At 54.6% G+C, this 19,195-nt stretch carries 16 protein-coding genes and 3 tRNA genes; 2 read left to right on the plus strand and 17 right to left on the minus strand.

What is annotated here, in order from left to right; translation table 11 throughout:
• Positions 1-26: 26 nt before the first annotated feature.
• From rnr to nnr, 13 genes are all read right to left on the minus strand, one after another.
• Positions 27-2,468 (minus strand): ribonuclease R, encoded by a 2,442-nt coding sequence (gene rnr, locus HVZ37_RS19755; RefSeq protein WP_181627909.1) that lies wholly within the window; start codon positions 2,466-2,468, stop codon positions 27-29.
• Between the two features lie 227 nt (positions 2,469-2,695).
• Positions 2,696-3,121 (minus strand): nitric oxide-sensing transcriptional repressor NsrR, encoded by a 426-nt coding sequence (nsrR, locus tag HVZ37_RS19760; protein ID WP_042321442.1) that lies wholly within the window; start codon positions 3,119-3,121, stop codon positions 2,696-2,698.
• 220 nt (positions 3,122-3,341) lie between these two features.
• Positions 3,342-4,640, minus strand: coding sequence for an adenylosuccinate synthase (purA, locus tag HVZ37_RS19765; RefSeq protein ID WP_042321439.1), 1,299 nt, complete (start codon positions 4,638-4,640; stop codon positions 3,342-3,344).
• A 103-nt stretch (positions 4,641-4,743) separates the two neighbouring features.
• The gene (locus HVZ37_RS19770) at positions 4,744-4,941 is read right to left on the minus strand and encodes a DUF2065 domain-containing protein (RefSeq protein ID WP_042321436.1); all 198 of its coding nucleotides are present in this window, start codon (positions 4,939-4,941) and stop codon (positions 4,744-4,746) included.
• Between the two features lie 86 nt (positions 4,942-5,027).
• Positions 5,028-6,032, minus strand: a complete 1,005-nt coding sequence (hflC, locus tag HVZ37_RS19775; protein ID WP_042321433.1) for a protease modulator HflC — start codon at positions 6,030-6,032, stop codon at positions 5,028-5,030.
• Positions 6,033-6,034: 2 nt separating this feature from the next.
• The gene (hflK, locus tag HVZ37_RS19780; RefSeq protein ID WP_042999185.1) at positions 6,035-7,291 is read right to left on the minus strand and encodes an FtsH protease activity modulator HflK; all 1,257 of its coding nucleotides are present in this window, start codon (positions 7,289-7,291) and stop codon (positions 6,035-6,037) included.
• Positions 7,292-7,480: 189 nt separating this feature from the next.
• Positions 7,481-8,761, minus strand: coding sequence for a ribosome rescue GTPase HflX (gene hflX / locus HVZ37_RS19785; protein ID WP_042321426.1), 1,281 nt, complete (start codon positions 8,759-8,761; stop codon positions 7,481-7,483).
• A gap of 74 nt (positions 8,762-8,835) precedes the next feature.
• Positions 8,836-9,144, minus strand: a complete 309-nt coding sequence (hfq, locus tag HVZ37_RS19790) for an RNA chaperone Hfq (RefSeq protein ID WP_061069555.1) — start codon at positions 9,142-9,144, stop codon at positions 8,836-8,838.
• Between the two features lie 83 nt (positions 9,145-9,227).
• Positions 9,228-10,178: a tRNA (adenosine(37)-N6)-dimethylallyltransferase MiaA gene (miaA, locus tag HVZ37_RS19795; RefSeq protein WP_044265686.1), complete on the minus strand. Its 951-nt coding sequence runs from the start codon at positions 10,176-10,178 to the stop codon at positions 9,228-9,230.
• The gene (gene mutL, locus HVZ37_RS19800) at positions 10,171-12,036 is read right to left on the minus strand and encodes a DNA mismatch repair endonuclease MutL (protein WP_042999182.1); all 1,866 of its coding nucleotides are present in this window, start codon (positions 12,034-12,036) and stop codon (positions 10,171-10,173) included. The genes miaA and mutL overlap by 8 nt, the downstream gene beginning before the upstream one ends.
• Before the next feature lie 9 nt (positions 12,037-12,045).
• The gene (gene amiB / locus HVZ37_RS19805) at positions 12,046-13,377 is read right to left on the minus strand and encodes an N-acetylmuramoyl-L-alanine amidase AmiB (RefSeq protein WP_181627910.1); all 1,332 of its coding nucleotides are present in this window, start codon (positions 13,375-13,377) and stop codon (positions 12,046-12,048) included.
• 16 nt (positions 13,378-13,393) lie between these two features.
• Entirely contained in the window at positions 13,394-13,855 is a 462-nt protein-coding gene (gene tsaE / locus HVZ37_RS19810) for a tRNA (adenosine(37)-N6)-threonylcarbamoyltransferase complex ATPase subunit type 1 TsaE (RefSeq protein ID WP_042999180.1), read from the minus strand.
• The gene (gene nnr / locus HVZ37_RS19815) at positions 13,827-15,374 is read right to left on the minus strand and encodes a bifunctional ADP-dependent NAD(P)H-hydrate dehydratase/NAD(P)H-hydrate epimerase (RefSeq protein ID WP_058587209.1); all 1,548 of its coding nucleotides are present in this window, start codon (positions 15,372-15,374) and stop codon (positions 13,827-13,829) included. The genes tsaE and nnr overlap by 29 nt, the downstream gene beginning before the upstream one ends.
• Here nnr and queG point away from each other — a divergent pair.
• Positions 15,373-16,512, plus strand: a complete 1,140-nt coding sequence (gene queG, locus HVZ37_RS19820) for a tRNA epoxyqueuosine(34) reductase QueG (RefSeq protein ID WP_125339190.1) — start codon at positions 15,373-15,375, stop codon at positions 16,510-16,512. The genes nnr and queG overlap by 2 nt on opposite strands.
• 269 nt (positions 16,513-16,781) lie before the next feature.
• On the opposite strand, the gene HVZ37_RS19825 is transcribed toward queG, so the two are convergent.
• The 4 genes from HVZ37_RS19825 to orn all read right to left on the minus strand — a co-directional run bounded on the left by HVZ37_RS19825 (position 16,782) and on the right by orn (position 18,012).
• A tRNA-Gly gene (locus HVZ37_RS19825) sits at positions 16,782-16,857 on the minus strand.
• A gap of 81 nt (positions 16,858-16,938) precedes the next feature.
• A tRNA-Gly gene (locus HVZ37_RS19830) sits at positions 16,939-17,014 on the minus strand.
• 81 nt (positions 17,015-17,095) lie between these two features.
• Positions 17,096-17,171: transfer RNA gene (locus tag HVZ37_RS19835), tRNA-Gly, on the minus strand.
• Between the two features lie 295 nt (positions 17,172-17,466).
• The gene (orn, locus tag HVZ37_RS19840; protein ID WP_042999177.1) at positions 17,467-18,012 is read right to left on the minus strand and encodes an oligoribonuclease; all 546 of its coding nucleotides are present in this window, start codon (positions 18,010-18,012) and stop codon (positions 17,467-17,469) included.
• A gap of 106 nt (positions 18,013-18,118) precedes the next feature.
• Between orn and rsgA the strand changes: the two genes are divergently transcribed.
• Positions 18,119-19,171, plus strand: coding sequence for a small ribosomal subunit biogenesis GTPase RsgA (gene rsgA, locus HVZ37_RS19845; protein WP_181627911.1), 1,053 nt, complete (start codon positions 18,119-18,121; stop codon positions 19,169-19,171).
• The last annotated feature ends 24 nt before the right edge of the window (positions 19,172-19,195 follow it).

Below are 19,195 nucleotides of genomic sequence, written 5' to 3' on the forward strand. Positions count from 1 at the left end.
TGCTTCCCCGGCTTACACTGTCCGGCTTACTGTGCCGTTTTCTTTTTAGCGGCACGCTTTGCTTTTGTCGCCGCCGCTATTTTTTGCGTTTTCTCAGAAGGCTTTTTCGCTTTTCTGGCCTCTTTCTTCACCGCCTTTGGTTTTTGTTTCTTCTCGCCACGGAAAGCGCTGTCAGGCTCGAAATTGGCTTTCTTACCAACCTGACGACGGCGGCCGGTTTTTTTACCCGCATCGCCTTTCTTCGCTCTTTCACGCGCCGTTTTACCTTCGTTACGCGGCGCACGCTCGCTGGAAATCAGGCTGAAATCAATCTTGCGCTCATCCATATTTACAGCTTCGACTTTCACTTCCACGCGATCGCCAAGACGATAAGTCTGGCCGCTGGATTCGCCGGTCAGGCGCTGCCCAACCTGGTCAAAACGGTAGTAGTCGTTGTCGAGCGAAGAAACGTGGACCAGGCCATCGATGAACAGTTCGTCCAGACGCACAAAGAAGCCAAAGCCGGTGACGCTGGCAATCACGCCTTTAAAGACGTTGCCGACCTGATCCAGCATGAAGTCGCACTTCAGCCAGTCAGCGACGTCACGGGTTGCTTCATCCGCACGGCGCTCAGCCATCGAACAGTGCTGACCCAGTTGCAGCATCTCTTCCATCGAATAATGGTAGCCACCCGTTTCGGTGGTGTTACCTTTATGGCCCTGCTCTTTCGCCAACAGATACTTAATGGCGCGGTGCAGGGAGAGATCCGGGTAACGACGGATCGGCGAGGTAAAGTGCGCATACGACTGCAGCGCCAGACCAAAGTGACCGCGGTTTTCCGGATCGTAAATCGCCTGCTTCATCGAACGCAGCAGCATCGTTTGCAGCATTTCGGCGTCAGGGCGATCGGCAACCGATTCCAGCAGTTCCGCGTAATCGCGCGGCTCCGGCTTATTACCGCCAGGCAGTTCCAGCCCCAGCTCCGCCAGAACAGAACGGAAGGAAGTGATCGCCTCAGTCGTCGGTTTGTCGTGTATACGGAACAGCGCAGGCTCCTGAGCTTTCTCAACGAAACGCGCCGCCGAGATATTCGCCAGAATCATGCACTCTTCGATCAGCTTGTGCGCATCGTTACGCTGGGTCTGCTCAATTCGCTCAATACGGCGTTCCGCGTTGAAAATGAACTTCGCTTCTTCACTCTCAAACGAGATGCCGCCGCGCTCTTCACGAGCTTTATCCAACACTTTGTAGAGGTTGTGTAACTCTTCGATATGCTTAACCAGCGGCGCATACTGCTCGCGCAACTCCTGATCGCCCTGCAACATGTGCCAGACCTTGGTGTAGGTCAGACGCGCATGTGAGCTCATCACCGCTTCGTAGAATTTATATCCCGTCAGACGGCCTTTGGTAGAGATGGTCATTTCGCAGACCATGCACAGGCGGTCAACCTGCGGGTTCAGTGAGCACAGGCCGTTGGAGAGCACCTCCGGTAGCATCGGTACCACCTGCGACGGGAAGTACACGGACGTCCCGCGATTACGCGCTTCCTGATCCAGCGGCGTCGGCGGACGCACGTAATAGCTCACGTCAGCAATCGCCACCCATAAACGCCAGCCGCCACCGCGTTTCTTCTCGCAATAGACCGCATCGTCAAAGTCGCGGGCATCTTCGCCGTCGATGGTGACCAGTGGCAAATCGCGTAAATCCACACGCCCGACTTTTGCCTCTTCAGGCACCTCTTCTTTCAGACCGGCAACTTGTTTCTCAACGGCGGCTGGCCAGATATACGGGATTTCATGGGTTCGCAGCGCCATATCGACGGCCATACCGGTTCCCATGTTGTCGCCCAGCACTTCGACGATTTTCCCTACCGCTTTGGTGCGGCGGGTCGGGCGCTGGGTGAGTTCAACCACCACCACAAAGCCCATGCGCGCGCCCATGATATCTTCAGGCGGGATCAGAATATCGAAGCTCAGACGGCTGTCGTCAGGAACCACAAAACCCACGCCCGCTTCAGTAAAGTAACGACCGACAATCTGGCTGGTTTTTGGCACCAGAACGCGCACAATACGCGCTTCACGGCGGCCTTTACGATCCGCGCCCAGCGGTTGCGCCAATACCTGATCGCCATGAATGCAGGTTTTCATCTGCTCGCTGGAGAGATACAAATCGTCTTTACGCCCTTCGACGCGCAGAAAGCCGTAGCCATCACGGTGGCCAATAACGGTACCTTTCAGCAGATCGAGGCGTTCCGGCAGCGCATAACACTGCCGACGGGTGAAGACCAGTTGTCCGTCACGCTCCATCGCGCGCAGGCGGCGACGCAGGGCTTCCTGCTGCTCTTCGCCTTTTATGTTCAGTTCCACAGCCAGCTCATCGCGGCTGGCCGGTTTTTCGCGTTTAGTTAAATGTTCGAGGATAAATTCCCGGCTTGGGATAGGATTTTCGTACTTTTCAGCTTCGCGTTCCTGGAAAGGATCTTGTGACATTGAGGTTCCTCCATTGTCAGCTCCGGTGGAATTCCGTCGTCTTTCACGCCGTCTCTTTGTTGGCTGCCTTTGCTCTCCCCAGTCGCTTACTTTTGTAAGCTCCTGGGGATTTATGAGAGACATCCCTGTCTCTCACCGAAGGCCAGCCTGCGGCTGTTCAAATTCGTTCCTGACGAATTTGTCACTCAGTTGCCGCCGCGATACGACGCGAAATGCTTTGGGCTTCACTATTCCACCAGCAATAATTTATAAAGCGGTTGATTCTCTTCAACCAAATCGGCCAGCGTGTAGTTATCCAGCTCCGTTAGAAAACTTTGCACGGCCTTAGAAAGCGCCTGTTTGAGTCGACAGGCAGGGGTGATATGGCAAAACTCACTGCTACAATTCACCAGCGACAGCGGTTCGAGTTCGCGCACGACATCGCCAATTCGAATAGTATTCGCGGCTTTGCCTAAACGGATCCCGCCATTTTTTCCCCGAATAGCAGTTACAAAGCCCGCCCGACTAAGTTGATTGATTATTTTGACCATATGATTACGGGAAACGCCGTAGACGTCTGTCACCTCCGAAATACTGGTCATGCGACCTTCCGGGAGTGATGCCATATAGATTAGCGCTCGTAGTCCGTAATCGGTGAAACTCGTTAACTGCACATCAACCTCAGGGAAAAGGGGGAATCGGGATACATCTTATTTATATTGATGATAAACCAGCCACTAGCCAGGCCGCTAATTTATTTCAGTTCGGAAGGAAAAAAGCGAGGATTTAACGCACGATTAAGCCGGATGACGACGCCTGGCATCTTGTCCGGCTAACTACACTTTGTAGGCCTGATAAGCGCAGCACCATCAGGCACTGCGCCACGAACCCAAATTATGCGTCGAACGGGTCACGCAGAATCATGGTCTCAGTACGATCCGGGCCAGTCGAAATAATATCAATCGGCACACCGGTCAGTTCTTCGATACGCTTAATGTAGTTCAGCGCTGCCTGTGGCAAACCGCTACGCTCTTTCACGCCGAAGGTGGACTCAGACCAGCCCGGCATGGTTTCGTAAATCGGCTCGATACCTTCCCAATCGTCAGCCGCCAGCGGTGTTGTGGTCACTTCACGGCCATCCGGCATACGATAAGCGACACAGATTTTCACCTCTTTCAAACCGTCCAGTACGTCCAGTTTGGTCAGGCAGAAGCCCGACAGGGAGTTGATCTGTACTGCACGACGCACAGCAACGGAGTCCAGCCAGCCAGTACGACGACGACGCCCCGTGGTAGCACCGTATTCGTTACCCTGTTTGCACAGGAACTCACCGATGTCATCAAACAGCTCAGTCGGGAACGGACCCGCACCCACACGCGTGGAGTAAGCTTTGATGATACCCAGCACGTAATCCACATAACGCGGACCCAGGCCAGAACCTGTTGCCACGCCACCCGCAGTGGTGTTAGAGGACGTTACGTACGGATAGGTACCGTGGTCAATATCCAGCAGCGTACCCTGCGCGCCTTCGAACATGACGAAATCGCCACGCTTGCGCGCCTGGTCCAGCAGATCGGACACATCAACAACCATAGAGGTCAGGATGTCGGCAATCGCCATCACATCATCCAGCACTTTCTGGTAGTCAACCGCGTCAACTTTGTAGAAGTTAACCAGCTGGAAGTTGTGATATTCCATCACTTCTTTCAGTTTTTCAGCGAAGGTGGCTTTGTCGAACAGATCGCCAACGCGCAGACCGCGACGGGCGACTTTGTCTTCGTAAGCCGGCCCGATACCACGACCGGTAGTCCCGATCGCTTTCGCGCCACGTGCTTTCTCACGCGCGTTATCCAGCGCAACGTGGTAGTCCAGAATCAGCGGGCATGCTTCAGACAACAGCAGACGCTCGCGAACAGGAACACCACGATCTTCCAGTCCTTTCATCTCTTTCATCAGCGCAGCCGGAGACAGCACAACACCGTTACCGATGATGCTGATGACGTTCTCGCGGAGAATACCTGATGGAATAAGATGGAGGACGGTTTTTTCACCGTTGATTACGAGAGTATGGCCTGCGTTGTGACCGCCCTGGTAGCGTACAACATATTTAGCCCGTTCAGTCAGAAGATCGACGATCTTTCCTTTACCTTCGTCACCCCATTGGGTGCCCAGTACGACGACGTTGTTACCCATTTTTCAAAATCACCGTTTGCTTAAAAATGGATTCTACCATCGCTTTTTCAGATATACAGCACTTTTTGCATGCAAAAATTAGCTAAATTCGCACGTTTTTTGATCAGCCAATCGTTTTCCTCAACATGTAGTAGACCACAATGCCCGCAACCACAAGTCCACCACCAAAACGACGTAAAGTATTTTCAGGCAACTGCGTCATGGCAGAAATCATCTTCTTCCATGCTCGCGGGTAAAGCATCGGACCTAAACCTTCAAGCACTAAAACCAGCGCAAGCGCGAGCCAGATTGTTGAGTTCATCGGACGTCCTTTATAAAAAGAAAACCACCGGCATCCTCAGGGATGCGGTGGTTTTATGCGTCTAACCTAAAACCGTTGCGACGATATTATCGCGTTGCGGTATTCGGTGTCTTCATGTAGCGGAAGAAATCGCTGTCCGGGCTCATGACCATGACATCCTGATTGCCTTCGAAGCTCTTCTCGTAAGCACGCAGGCTACGAATAAAGGCGTAGAAGTCAGGATCCTGGCTGAACGCATCGGCAAACAGCTTCGCCGCTTCTGCATCCCCTTCACCGCGCATGATACGCCCCTGACGCTCAGCTTCCGCCAGCGTTTTGGTCACTTCATAGTCGGCTGTCGCGCGCAGTTTTTCCGCTTCTTCCTGACCTTGTGAACGGTGACGACGCGCTACCGCTTCACGCTCAGCGCGCATACGGTTATAGATCGCTTCAGACACTTCGGTCGGCAGGTTGATCTGCTTGATCCGCACGTCGACCACTTCGATACCCAATGCGGCCATACTGTTCGGGTTGATCACCGGCACATTGCCGTTGGTTTCAGCCTGAACACGTTCAGCGGCTTCGGCAATCGCGTTATCCGCTGCCGGGGTCGCCACTTCGTCTTCGGTTCCGGCAGAGCCAGAGTTCAGGGCGTCACGCACTTCCAGGGTCAGGCGACCACGGGAGTCGGTCACAATGTCTTTCACATCCAGACGACCAATCTCAGAACGCAAACGGTCAGAGAACTTACGTTTCAACAGAACTTCAGCCTGAGAAATATCGCCGCCGCCCGTCGCCAGGAAGTAACGGCTGAAATCGCTGATGCGCCATTTGATGTAAGAGTCAACAATCAGGTCTTTCTTCTCTTTGGTGACAAAGCGATCGGCCTGGTTATCCATCGTCTGGATACGCGCGTCGAGCATTTTCACCGACTGAATAAACGGTACCTTAAAGTGCAGACCCGGCTCATAAATCAATGGTTTTTTGTCGGCATCACGCACGACGCTGCTGAACTGGAACTTAATTCCGCGCTCGCCTTCTTTCACCACGAAAATTGAGGTGTACAGCACTACCAGCACGATGATGATAATCGCAATAACTGACTTACGCATCGTTATTCCCCCTGACGCTGGTAGTCGTTACGCTGCGCGTTAGCGCGGCGTTGGTCCATAATATCGCCCTGACTGGTGGACGAGGTGTTGCTTGCTCCGCTGCTGCTGGAAGAAGACGTGGAGGGCAGACGCAGCAGGTTCGAACCGCTATCGCTCTTTGCCGCCGGCGCGCTCGCGCCTTTCAGCATCTGATCCAATGGCAGAACCATCAGATTGCCACCTTTGTCGTTAACCAACACTTTACGGGTATGGCTCAACACTTTTTCCATCGTCTCGATATACAGACGCTCGCGGGTAATCTCTGGCGCCGCTTTATATTCCGGAAGGATTTTCGCAAAGCGCGCCACTTCACCCTGCGCTTCCAGGATGGTTTGCGTTCTGTAAGCACGCGCCTCTTCAAGGATACGCTGTGCCTGACCGTTCGCACGCGGCTGAACTTCGTTGGTATACGCTTCCGCTTCACGGATGTACTGCTGTTCGTTCTCACGGGCAGCAATGGCATCGTCAAACGCCGCTTTCACCTCTTCCGGCGGACGTGCAGCCTGGAAGTTGACGTCCAGCAGGGTAATACCCATGTTATAGGGACGAATGGTCTCTTCCAGTTCACGCTGGGTATCGCTACGAATAACGGTACGCCCTTCGGTCAGGATACGGTCCATGGTGTATTTACCGATCACGCCGCGCAGGGCACTGTCGGTCGCCTGACGCAGACTGTCATCCGCGCTGGTTACGCTAAACAGATATTTTTGCGGATCGGTGATGCGGTACTGCACGTTCATCTCAACGCGCACCACGTTCTCATCTGACGTCAGCATCACACCGGAAGCGGCCAGTTCGCGGACGGCTTCCACGTTCACCGGCGTCACCTCGTCGATAAACGTCGGCTTCCAGTTCAGGCCCGGTTCAACCAGATGGCTGAACTTACCAAAGCGTGTCACCACGCCGCGCTCTGCTTCTTTGATGGTGTAGAAACCGCTCGCCGCCCAGATAATGACGATAGCTGCCGCCGCGATGGAGACGACACGTCCGCCCAGATGCGGGCGCGGGCCTTGTGATGAGCTTCCGCCGCCAGAGCCAGTACCTTTACCGCCTCCCAGTCCACCGAGTTTTTTACTCAGCTTGCGAAAGATGTCATCGAGATCAGGTGGCCCCTGCTCGCGACCACCTTTGTTTCCATTTCCCTCAGAGTTGCCGCCTGGTTTGCTGCTTCCCCACGGGTCGCGGTCTTGTCCGTTATTACCGGGCTGATTCCACGCCATGTTTGTGCTCCATATTTGTTATGCGATGCTATACCTGTGTTTTTTGCGCGGCAGATGCGTTGGCTACATCCCTCAGCTCCCGTCACATAGTTGACTATGCTCCAGAGAATTTCAGGACTTGCCGCCTTCCTGCAGCTCAACCTCCACAAGGTACAGAGGCGAAAAAATCTTCAGGCCATATCCGTCAGATCAGACAACATAGTCTTCCAAAGCCGGTTCTTGTTTACAGAGGCGACGCCAGTCAACGATCGGCAGGCGAACTTGCAGACTTACGCTACCGTCATCCTCCATCCACTCTTTTTCTATTGCCTGAAGCTGATAAAAACGGCTTCTCAGACGCCCTTCCTGCGGCGGCAAACGCAACGTATGCTGCGCCACCTCGCCGGAAAGTCGCTCCGTCAAAGCCTGAAAAAGCTGTGGTATCCCAACCCCTGTCTGCGCGGAAAGCCAGACACGAATCGGTTTGTTCTCTTCATCCCGGTCGATACGCGGTTCAAAGTCATCCAGCATATCGATCTTGTTCATCACCATCAGGGACGGGATCTCGTGAGCATCGATCTCTTCGAGAACCGTATCCACTGCGTCGATGTTTTCCTGCACGCGCACATCCGCTGCATCAACCACATGCAGCAACAGTGTCGCCTGACGCGTTTCCTGGAGGGTCGCTTTAAACGCCGCAACCAGATCGTGCGGAAGATGACGGATAAACCCAACGGTATCCGCCAGCACGGTCTCCCCGACATCCGCCACGTCAATGCGACGCAGCGTCGGATCCAGGGTCGCAAACAGTTGATCTGCCGCATAGACCCTGGCTTCGGTTATCTGATTGAAAAGGGTGGATTTTCCGGCGTTGGTATATCCCACCAGCGAGACGGTCGGGACATCCGCCTTAATGCGCGACTGTCGCCCCTGCTCACGTTGCTTTTCAACTTTTTCCAGGCGCGACTGGATCTGCAATATACGGTTTCGCAATAAACGGCGGTCGGTTTCGAGTTGGGTTTCACCCGGACCGCGCAAACCAATCCCGCCTTTCTGTCTTTCAAGGTGGGTCCAGCCACGGACAAGACGCGTAGCCAGATGGCGCAACTGCGCCAGTTCAACCTGCAATTTCCCCTCATGGGTACGTGCACGCTGCGCAAAAATATCTAAGATAAGGCCAGTGCGGTCGATAACACGACACTCACACAGGCGCTCCAGGTTACGTTCCTGGGCCGGGCTCAATGCATGATCGAATAATACGACGGCAGCGCCTGTCGCTTTTACGGCTTCCGCAATTTCAACGGCTTTACCTTCACCAACAAAGTACTTCGGGTGCGGTGCTTTACGGCTACCGGTAATCACCTGCATTGCTTCGACACCGGCGGAAGAGACCAGAGATTCAAACTCCTGGAGGTCTTCCATATCTTTGTCTTGCGAAAAATAGATGTGTACCAGTACCGCCTGCTCACCGGCGTCATAACGGTCAAACAAGCGTCAACCCCTCGATATAGATCAGCGGGGAACGCAGAAATTCTGGCTCCCCGTGTGTAAAACAGCCAAAAACCTTATTCGGTCTCTTCGCTGTCCTGTTGCGCCGCAGAACCCTGCGCGCCGCTACCGTGATGATAGTTACTGCTGGTACCGCCACCGGCATTGTTACTATGATGAGAAACCGGGCGAGACGGGACAACAGTAGAAATCGCGTGCTTATAAACCATCTGACTGACCGTGTTTTTCAACAGGATCACAAACTGATCAAAAGACTCGATTTGACCTTGCAGCTTAATACCATTCACCAAATAAATAGAAACTGGAACACGTTCCCGACGCAGTGCGTTCAGGAACGGATCTTGTAAAGATTGCCCCTTAGCCATTCTCTCTTTTCCTTATATGCTTATTTGTACTTTGAATCTTTCGATTCTGAAAATTGCGCACGATACGCCTTAATTGTACACATTCAGTTCGCGATAGCACCAACAACCTGTAATACTTCGTTCCGCGCCTGCTCAGGTTTCTCACTGTCAAGCCAGTGCACTCCTTCCCAACCGCGTAACCAGGTTACCTGGCGCTTTGCCAACTGCCTCGTGGCGCAAACACCTCTATAAACCATTTCATCGTATGATATTTCGCCTTCAAGGTATGACCACATCTGGCGGTATCCCACACAACGAATGGAAGGCAAGTCCGTATGCAAATCTCCACGGGCAAAAAGCGCCCGAACTTCTGCTTCAAATCCTGAAGCCAACATCTGATGAAAACGCTGCTCGATGCGTTGATGCAACAGCTCACGGCTCGCTGGGGCGATGGCAAACTGATGCACCTGGTACGGTAAAGCATCACCTGACGTTTGCGTCAGTTCCGTTAAAGTTTTACCCGAAATGAAAAAAACTTCCAGTGCCCGGGAAAGTCTTTGCGGATCATTTGGATGAATACGCGCAGCCGCAACCGGATCGATTGTCTGAAGCTGTTGGTGCAACGCATCCCACCCTTGCTCTGCCGCCTGTTGCTCAATTCTGGCCCTGACCTGCGGGTCTGCCGACGGTAACGGCGAAAGACCTTCCAGCAATGCCTTGAAATACAACATCGTACCGCCCACTAACAGCGGAATACGCCCCGCCGCAGTGATCTCGCTCATCTCCGCCAACGCATCGCGGCGGAAATCCGCAGCAGAATACGCCTGCGACGGATCGCGAATATCCAGCAATCGGTGCGGAGCCGCCTTTAACTCTTCAGCGTCCGGCTTCGCCGTCCCGATATCCATCCCTTTGTAAATAAGGGCGGAATCGACGCTTATCAACTCTACTGGCAAAACTTTACGCAATTCAATCGCTAGCGCCGTTTTACCCGAGGCCGTAGGCCCCATCAAAAAAATTGCCTTTGGCAGGCTCGCCTTACTGATATCACTCATGTTTCAGGGCATTCATCGCCGTATGTAAATCAACAGGTTGTAACAGACCACCCGGCGGCGCCTTCACGAGCTGCGGGCAAAGCCGCTCCACATCAGCCAGCAGGGTAATGGCCTGAGCCATTGTCCACTGCGTATGCTCACTCATCAAATTACGCGCAATCCACTGCGCCAGATTACCAGGTTCACGCGCTGACTGTTGCGTCAGGTAGCCTATCAGTTCAGGAATCAAGATTTGTAAATTTTGTTGGCGTAAGGGTAAAGGCACCGCCCGAATGGTCACATGCTGGGCATCTGCCTGAAATTCAATCCCCAATTCCACCAGTGCGCCCTGCGCATTTTCCAGCGCGGCCTTTTCCTCTGCAGACACTTTTAGCCGCAGCGGGATCAGCAACGGCTGAGCGCAAACCTGCCCCTCTCCCGGCGAAAGCTGCGCCTGACGCAGCCAGCGTTCTGCCACGGGCAGCGCCAGCAGGTGAATACTCCCATCGCGCTCCAGCAGCGCGCAGTCGTTGCCCACAATCGTGAGCACACGGCCAAAGCTCTGACTGTGTCCCGACAGTGCTGACACAGCTGGCTCCGGCGCAGGCGATGATTTTGTCGCATGTGTCGGCGTTTGCAGGAGCTGGCGATACACCTCGCCCTGCTGTTTCTGGTAGCCCGGCTGGGCATGCGGCCAGCTTGCCGCCGTTGGGCGCGGCGCGCTGCTGCCCGCTGTCGGTGTGGAGGCGTAGCGCGGTGCCGTAGGTTCGCGGGCCTGCGCCGGCTCCGCAAAATGGTTACGCCCTGCAGCCACACGGTTTTCCGGAACGTGCCGGGGCGCGGGTTCGCCTTCTGCTTCCAGCGGCAATGGCGATTCAAGCTGCTGTTGCAGCACGCTCAGCACGCCCTGGTAGATAAAGTCATGGACCAGACGCGACTGATGAAAACGCACTTCATGCTTGGCCGGGTGCACGTTGACATCCACCTGATGCGGGTCAATCTCAAGGTACAGCACAAATGCGGGCTGTTGATCGGCGCCCAGCTTATCTTCACAGGCCTGACGAATGGCGTGGTTGATCAACCTGTCGCGCATCATGCGTCCGTTGACGTAGCAGTACTGAATTTCCGCCAGCGCCGTCGTGGTGTGATTGGGATCGGCGACCCAGCCGCGTAAGGTCAGATCGCCATGCTGCCACTCAATCGCCAGCGCATGCTCAAGAAACGGCGTACCACAAATGGCGCCCAGACGACGCTCTTGCGGCCCCTCTTTCGCCACCGCACGGTACTGACGTACCATTTTGCCGTTGTGCGACAAATTGATCGTCACATCAAAACGCGCCAGCGCAATGCGCCGGATGATCTCGTCAATATGATTGAATTCGGTTTTCTCGGTGCGCATAAACTTGCGCCGGGCGGGGGTGTTGTAGAACAGATCGAGGACTTCCAGCGTGGTGCCTACCGGATGCGCGGCCGGTTTGACTGTTACCTCCATGTCGCGCCCTTCGGCGTAGGCTTGCCAGGCTTCCTGTTGCTCTGCGGTGCGTGACGTGAGAGTCAGGCGAGATACCGAGCTGATACTCGCCAGCGCTTCGCCGCGAAAACCCAGGCTAATGATCGCTTCCAGATCGTCAAGAGAGGCAATTTTACTGGTGGCGTGCCGCGCCAGCGCCAGCGCCAGTTCGTCTTTCCTGATCCCGCAACCATTGTCACGGATACGGATCAGCTTCGCGCCGCCGCGCTCGATATCAATATCGATGCGCGTTGCCCCGGCATCAAGGCTGTTTTCCACCAGCTCTTTGACCACCGATGCAGGTCGCTCAACCACCTCACCTGCGGCAATCTGGTTCGCCAGTTGTGGCGGTAACACCTGAATCGGCATGCAAATTCCTTAGTTGATCAACGACTCACCCGGCGTAGCAGCGCTCGCGGTTTGCGCCGCACTTCCCTGCGGGGCCGACTGCATCGGATGCGCCTGGAAGTAGTTACGCAGCCCTTTGTAAATCGCATCGGCCAGTTGTTGCTGATACGCATCGCTCGCCAACAGACGTTCTTCACTGTAATTACTGATAAACCCGGTTTCCACCAGCACCGAGGGAATATCTGGCGAGCGCAGAACGCCCAGGCTGGCATGTTCTGGCCGCCGTTTATGCAGTGACCCAATCCGTTCGAGCTGGCCTAACATGTTGGTTGCCACATCATACCCTACGCGTTGGGAATGGCCGAACTGCAAATCCAGCACCGCCTGACTTAGGTACGGATCGGCCTGGCTGTTTGCCAGCACATCCCCCGCGCCGCCCAACAGCTCCGACTGTTTTTCATGTTCTTCAAGCCAGTTCGCCATTTCGCTGTTGGCGCGCCGGTTCGACAGCACCCACACGGAGGCACCCGTAGCGCTGCGGTTGGGCGCGGCATCGGCGTGAATCGACACCAGGAAGTTGGCGTTTTGCTTACGCGCCACGTCAGAGCGCCCCATCACAGAGATAAAATAATCCCCGTCACGGGTTAACACGCCTTTAAACATCGGATCATCATTAAGCAGCGTGCGCAGTTTACGGGCCACCGCGATAGTGACATTTTTCTCTCGCGTACCGCCGGGGCCGATCGCGCCGGGATCCTGCCCACCGTGCCCGGCATCAATGGCGATCACCACTTTGTCACCATTGCTGGATGTCGCTCTGGCCGCCGGGCGCGTCGCCGTATTGCTGCTGATCACGGCGGTAGTGCGATCGTTGCTGGTTTTAAACGGATTTCGAGCAGATTCAGTCGGACGCGGCGCCACCACCGGCGTTTCGACGCGTTTAGCGACGACTGGAGCGGGGGGGGGTGGCGGAGGCGTATCGGCGTTAATGGTAAAGACCACCGTGTAGTTTCCGCCACTCTGCCGTTTTACCGCCTCGGTTTTCCCGTTTTCGGTTAAATCCACCATCAGTCGTAGTGACTGTGGATCTTTCGCCGTGCCGGAACGAATGGTCTTCACCAGGTTATTACCGCTAAACATCAGCGGAAGCCCCTGAATGACCCCCGTTTGCTTAATATCCAGCGCAACGGTACGTTTGCCTTCATGGGAAAAGGCATAATCGGGATCGCCAATAAAACTGAGCGTAATACGCGCCTGTCGATCGCCGTTGGAGACCTGGATATCGGAGAGGCTGGCGGCTCCGGCCTGCGCGCACAGCAGAACCAGCATGGCCACCAACCCATTTCTGATACGATAAATCATCCCGCCACCTTTAAGGTTAACCGGCTAAACGCGCCAGCAACGAATCACCTGATGAGGAGACAGCACGGATGCGCGCCTCACGACCTTGCGCCTGGTAATCTATGTGTATTTCGACATCCGGGTCCGGGAGTACACCTTTACCCTGTTGCGGCCATTCCACCAGGCAAATGGCATCGTTGGCAAAATAATCGCGGATCCCCATAAATTCGAGCTCCTCGGGATCGGCAAGACGATACAGATCGAAGTGATAGACCATCAAGTTATCGAGAGAATAGGGTTCGACCAGCGTATAGGTTGGACTTTTTACATTACCGGAATGGCCTAACGCCTGCAGGAATCCCCGACTAAAGGTGGTTTTACCCGCGCCTAAATCACCGTAGAGATAGATCACGGTCGCGCCGTTGCAGGCCTTGGCTACCCGTTGTCCCAGGTCTAATGTTGCCTGTTCGTCAGGTAGCGGAATTACTCGATTCATCATGATAAACGTCAATCACATCAGGGTTAACAATACGCTGTAGCGTGGAAAAAAGATCGGTTGCCAACATGCCGCGCATACCGGCACGCGCCGCCAGAACATCGGCCGCCGCACCGTGAGCCACGCAGCCAGCACAGGCTGCATCATACGGGGTAAACTTCTGTCCGAGCAATGCGCCAATAATACCGGAAAGCACATCGCCCATGCCGCCGCTGGCCATGCCTGCGTTGCCGACATCAGCAATTCCCAACGCCTCCGGTTGTGCGGCAACCACCGTTCCCGCCCCTTTCAACACCGCAACGCCTCCGTAACGTTTTACCAGACGCTGTGCAGAATGTAAGCGATCGCTTTCAATTTCTGCGACAGAACACCCCAGTAACCGCGCGGCTTCTCCCGGATGCGGTGTGATGACGCGATTGTGACGTTTATCGGGATTGATTGCCAGCAGGTTCAACGCATCGGCGTCCCAGACCATCGGTTTACGGAAATTCTCGACTTTTTGCAGCGCTTTCTTCCCCCACTCCGCCTGCCCGAGCCCAGGGCCAATGATGATGACATCCGCCCATGCGAGGCTTTCGTCAAGAGACTGCGGCGTCAGTTCATGCACCATCAGTTCGGGACGAGCGGTCAGCAGTGGGGCGATATTTTCGCTGCGCGTCAGCACGCGTACCAGCCCCGCTCCGGCGCGCAGCGCCGCTTCACCGGCCAGTCGAATCGCTCCCGCCGTGCCGTGTTCGCCGCCGATCACCACCAGTCGACCGTGATCGCCTTTATGCGACGTTGCACGACGCGGAGAGAGCCAGTGCGCAAGTTGTGAGGCGTCAAAGCGTTGAATCGGCGCGTCCTGCCCTGTCAGCCAGTCGTCCAATCCCAGCGAATTAAAATGAAGGCGCCCGGTCACATCCCGGGCTTTCCCCGTCAGCAGACCGGGTTTCAGGACGATAAAGGTGACCGTGCGTTCGGCCCGGATGACCGCACCGGGCGTCGCGCCCGTTTGTGCCAGCAACCCGGAAGGAATGTCTATTGAGACAACAGGCGCAGGGTGGGCGTTTGCCCGTTCGATTAATTCAGACAACGGCTCGCGCGGCGCCTGGGTTAACCCGATCCCCAGAAGCGCATCAATAATCAGGTCGATATTTTCCGGCCAGGCAATCGCCGGGGAATGGATCACGCCTCCTGCATTCAGCCAGGCTTCCCGCGCCTGTGCGGCCTCCTCGGGCAGCGGCTTATCGCTTTCCAGCGCTACCAGGGTGACCAGAATCCCTGCTGCTTTCGCCAGCCTCGCCACCACATAGCCATCGCCACCATTGTTACCGTGACCGCAGAGCACCAACCAGCGCCGGGCATAAGGCCGGGACTCGCGCGCCACGTCAAACACCGCCTCGCCCGCTCGCAACATCAGTTCGAACAACGTGAGCCCCAGCGTGTCAGCAGCTTCTCGCTCCAGCCGTTTGATGTCATCGGCGGGCCAGATGGAGTGTGGTATACTGATGGGGTTTTTCTTCATTGTATGGTCCGTCATGTCAGAGCCCCTCGATCTCAATCAGTTAGCGCAAAATATTAAGCAGTGGGGGCTGGAACTGGGCTTTCAGCAGGTCGGTATTACCGATACTGACCTGAGCGAGTCCGAACCCAAACTGCAGGCGTGGCTGGACAAACAATACCACGGCGAAATGGACTGGATGGCGCGCCACGGCATGATGCGCGCGCGTCCTCATGAGCTACTGCCTGGCACACTTCGCGTCATCAGCGTGCGCATGAACTATCTTCCCGCCCACGCCGCGTTTGCCCGGACGCTGAAAAATCCCTCGCAGGGTTACATCAGTCGCTATGCCCTGGGCCGCGACTACCATAAGCTTTTACGCAACCGCCTCAAAAAGCTGGGTGAGAGGATTCAGCAGCACTGTGTCTCGCTGAATTTTAGACCTTTTGTCGACTCTGCGCCCATACTTGAGCGCCCGCTGGCAGAAAAAGCCGGTCTGGGATGGACAGGTAAGCACTCACTAATCCTCAACCGTGAGGCCGGGTCGTTTTTCTTTCTTGGTGAGTTACTGATTGATTTGCCCCTGCCGGTTGATGCTCCCGTGGAGGAAGGATGCGGAAAGTGCGTCGCCTGCATCACCACCTGTCCGACCGGGGCGATTATCGCCCCCTACACGGTGGATGCGCGTCGTTGCATCTCCTACCTCACCATCGAACTGGAAGGCGTAATCCCTGAAGCACTGCGACCATTGATGGGCAACCGGATCTACGGTTGTGATGACTGCCAGTTGATTTGCCCATGGAATCGCTACTCGCAGCTGACTGACGAAGACGATTTCAGTCCCCGTAAGCCGCTTCATGCGCCCGAGTTGATAGAGCTGTTCGCCAGAAATGAAGCCTGGTTTTTAAAAGTCACAGAAGGGTCAGCCATTCGTCGTATTGGTCATCTGCGCTGGCTGCGTAATATTGCGGTAGCACTCGGTAATGCGCCCTGGAGTGACGCCGCCCTTTCCGCACTGGAAAGCCGCCGGGGTGAGCACCCACTTCTTGATGAACACATTGAGTGGGCCGTCGCGCAGCAGATCGCGAAGCGAAACGCCGACGTGATCGAGGTGCAATCACCAAAGCAAAGGCGACTGGTTAATGCTATCGAAAAGGGACTTCCACGGGACGCCTGAATCGTCCACAGGCTGTGCATAAAAATAAAAACACATTGCTATTCAAGAACGAAAAAATCGTCAAGTGATCGCATTAACAATTTGTAATCTTAATTTAAACTTTGATTTCAGATAGTTATAAAGAAACTATTCACTTAGCGAAGTATTTGAATATTCCGTAGAAAAATCCGATGCTGTGGATAACTCTGTTCACAAGAGTATGACAGATACAAAACGAAACGACCCCAACGCATAAACGCACTGTGGTTGATTTTCTGGAGATAAGAATTTGGAGCGGGAAACGAGACTCGAACTCGCGACCCCGACCTTGGCAAGGTCGTGCTCTACCAACTGAGCTATTCCCGCTTAATCTTCGTCTTTCAAACTGCTGTCGCAATTCGAAATCCTGCGATTGGGTGGTCTGTGCTAAGAAGCACTTTCAAATTTTGGAGCGGGAAACGAGACTCGAACTCGCGACCCCGACCTTGGCAAGGTCGTGCTCTACCAACTGAGCTATTCCCGCTTAATCTTCGTCTTTCAAACTGCTGTCGCACTTCGAAATTCTGCGATTGGGTGGTCTGTGCTAAGAAGCACTTTCAAATTTTGGAGCGGGAAACGAGACTCGAACTCGCGACCCCGACCTTGGCAAGGTCGTGCTCTACCAACTGAGCTATTCCCGCTTAATCTTCGTCTTTCATGTTGCTGCTGTGTTGGCTGCCTTGCTGCAACATGAAATGCTTTGATTAAAATTTGTTGCTGCCGTAACGCATAATTCTCTGTCGTTACGGGAGGCGCATTATACGAGAAATCCTTTCTCCTGCAACCCCTTCAAACGCAATTTTTTGTGAATTTCGTTTGAGTGACGATTTTATCAGCAAAGCGAGTAATTTAGCGGCAATCTTCGGTATACGCAAGCTTCCCGGATGTAAACTGTAGGCCGGGTAAGGTAAAGCCGCCACCCGGCATAGCCACCTTTTAAAGCTTAATAAAATTCTCACGATAGTAAGCCAGTTCCGCCACCGACTCGCGGATATCATCCATCGCCTTGTGCGTTCCTTCCTTGCTCAAACCGTCCAGAATTTCGGGTTTCCAGCGACGAGCCAGCTCTTTCAGCGTGCTGACATCCAGGTAGCGGTAATGGAAATACGCTTCCAGTTCTGGCATGTACTTAAACAAAAAACGGCGATCCTGTCCGATGCTGTTCCCGCAGATTGGCGACTTACCCGCTGGCACCCACGCTTGCAAAAATTCAATCGTCGCCAGTTCCGCTTCACGTTCACCCATTGTGCTCGCCTTCACTCGCTCCACCAGCCCGCTCCCGGTATGGGTACGCACGTTCCAGTCATCCATCAGCGCCAGCTGTTCATCAGACTGATGAACAGCAATCGTTGGCCCTTCAGCCAGAATATTCAGGTTGGCATCGGTGACCAGTGTGGCGATTTCAATTATGCGATCGCGCTCGGGATCCAGACCGGTCATCTCCAGATCAATCCAAATCAAGTTGTTTTCATTGGCACTCATGCTATTTTCCACCCCTCATACGTCACATTCTGTGTGACTACTCTCAACTAGAATTGTGTGTATCATAGATGTTTTGCCCAACATGGGCGACCAGGAGCCAGTACGATTGAGTAAAAATAAACTCTCCAAAGGCCAACAGCGCCGCGTGAACGCTAATCACCAGCGTCGTCTTAAAACGTCTAAGGAGAAGCCAGACTACGATGACAACCTGTTTGGCGAGACCGCTGAAGGGATCGTCATTAGCCGTTTTGGCATGCATGCCGACGTCGAATCTGCCGACGGTGAAATTCACCGCTGCAACATTCGCCGGACGATCCGCTCGCTAGTGACCGGCGACCGTGTGGTCTGGCGTCCCGGCAAAGCGGCTGCGGAAGGGGTCAACGTCAAAGGCATCGTCGAGGCGGTGCATGAACGTACCTCGGTATTGACGCGCCCGGACTTCTACGATGGCGTAAAACCCATTGCCGCCAATATCGACCAGATTGTCATTGTCTCCGCAATTTTACCGGAGCTGTCACTCAATATTATCGACAGGTATCTGGTGGCCTGTGAGACATCGCAGGTTGAGCCGATCATCGTGCTCAACAAAATCGATCTGCTGGATGACGAAAGCATGGCGTTTGTGAATGAGCAGATGGATATCTATCGTCATATCGGTTATCGCGTGCTGATGGTCTCCAGCCACACTCAGGATGGTCTGAAACCGCTGGAAGAAGCGCTGACCGGGCGCATCAGCATCTTTGCCGGTCAGTCCGGCGTTGGGAAATCCAGCCTGCTCAACGCGCTGTTGGGTCTGCAGGAAGCCATTTTGACCAATGATGTCTCTGACAACTCCGGTCTGGGACAGCACACTACCACCGCGGCCCGCCTCTACCACTTCCCACATGGCGGCGACGTCATCGATTCCCCTGGCGTGCGTGAATTCGGCCTGTGGCACCTGGAGCCGGAACAAATCACCCATGGCTTTGTCGAATTTCATGACTATCTGGGGCTGTGCAAATATCGTGACTGTAAGCACGACACTGACCCAGGCTGCGCCATTCGTGCCGCCGTAGAGGACGGGAAAATTGCGGAAACCCGTTTCGAAAATTATCACCGTATTCTCGAAAGCATGTCGCAGGTAAAAACGCGTAAAAACTTTTCTGATACCGATGACTGACAACTAAGCTAAGCATCGCTAGAA

It is taken from the genome of Citrobacter sp. RHB35-C17, assembly GCF_013816795.1.
Lineage (GTDB): Bacteria > Pseudomonadota > Gammaproteobacteria > Enterobacterales > Enterobacteriaceae > Citrobacter_A > Citrobacter_A amalonaticus.

What these genes read in the sequence shown, in the direction of transcription:
- rnr (WP_181627909.1), bottom strand. Translation starts at nt 2,468, where the DNA reads ATGTCACAAGATCCTTTCCAGGAACGCGAAGCTGAAAAGTACGAAAAT.
- purA (WP_042321439.1), bottom strand. Translation starts at nt 4,640, where the DNA reads ATGGGTAACAACGTCGTCGTACTGGGCACCCAATGGGGTGACGAAGGT.
- HVZ37_RS19770 (WP_042321436.1), bottom strand. Translation starts at nt 4,941, where the DNA reads ATGAACTCAACAATCTGGCTCGCGCTTGCGCTGGTTTTAGTGCTTGAA.
- hflC (WP_042321433.1), bottom strand. Translation starts at nt 6,032, where the DNA reads ATGCGTAAGTCAGTTATTGCGATTATCATCATCGTGCTGGTAGTGCTG.
- hflK (WP_042999185.1), bottom strand. Translation starts at nt 7,291, where the DNA reads ATGGCGTGGAATCAGCCCGGTAATAACGGACAAGACCGCGACCCGTGG.
- hfq (WP_061069555.1), bottom strand. Translation starts at nt 9,144, where the DNA reads ATGGCTAAGGGGCAATCTTTACAAGATCCGTTCCTGAACGCACTGCGT.
- miaA (WP_044265686.1), bottom strand. Translation starts at nt 10,178, where the DNA reads ATGAGTGATATCAGTAAGGCGAGCCTGCCAAAGGCAATTTTTTTGATG.
- mutL (WP_042999182.1), bottom strand. Translation starts at nt 12,036, where the DNA reads ATGCCGATTCAGGTGTTACCGCCACAACTGGCGAACCAGATTGCCGCA.
- amiB (WP_181627910.1), bottom strand. Translation starts at nt 13,377, where the DNA reads ATGATTTATCGTATCAGAAATGGGTTGGTGGCCATGCTGGTTCTGCTG.
- tsaE (WP_042999180.1), bottom strand. Translation starts at nt 13,855, where the DNA reads ATGATGAATCGAGTAATTCCGCTACCTGACGAACAGGCAACATTAGAC.
- queG (WP_125339190.1), top strand. Translation starts at nt 15,373, where the DNA reads ATGTCAGAGCCCCTCGATCTCAATCAGTTAGCGCAAAATATTAAGCAG.
- nnr (WP_058587209.1), bottom strand. Translation starts at nt 15,374, where the DNA reads ATGACGGACCATACAATGAAGAAAAACCCCATCAGTATACCACACTCC.
- orn (WP_042999177.1), bottom strand. Translation starts at nt 18,012, where the DNA reads ATGAGTGCCAATGAAAACAACTTGATTTGGATTGATCTGGAGATGACC.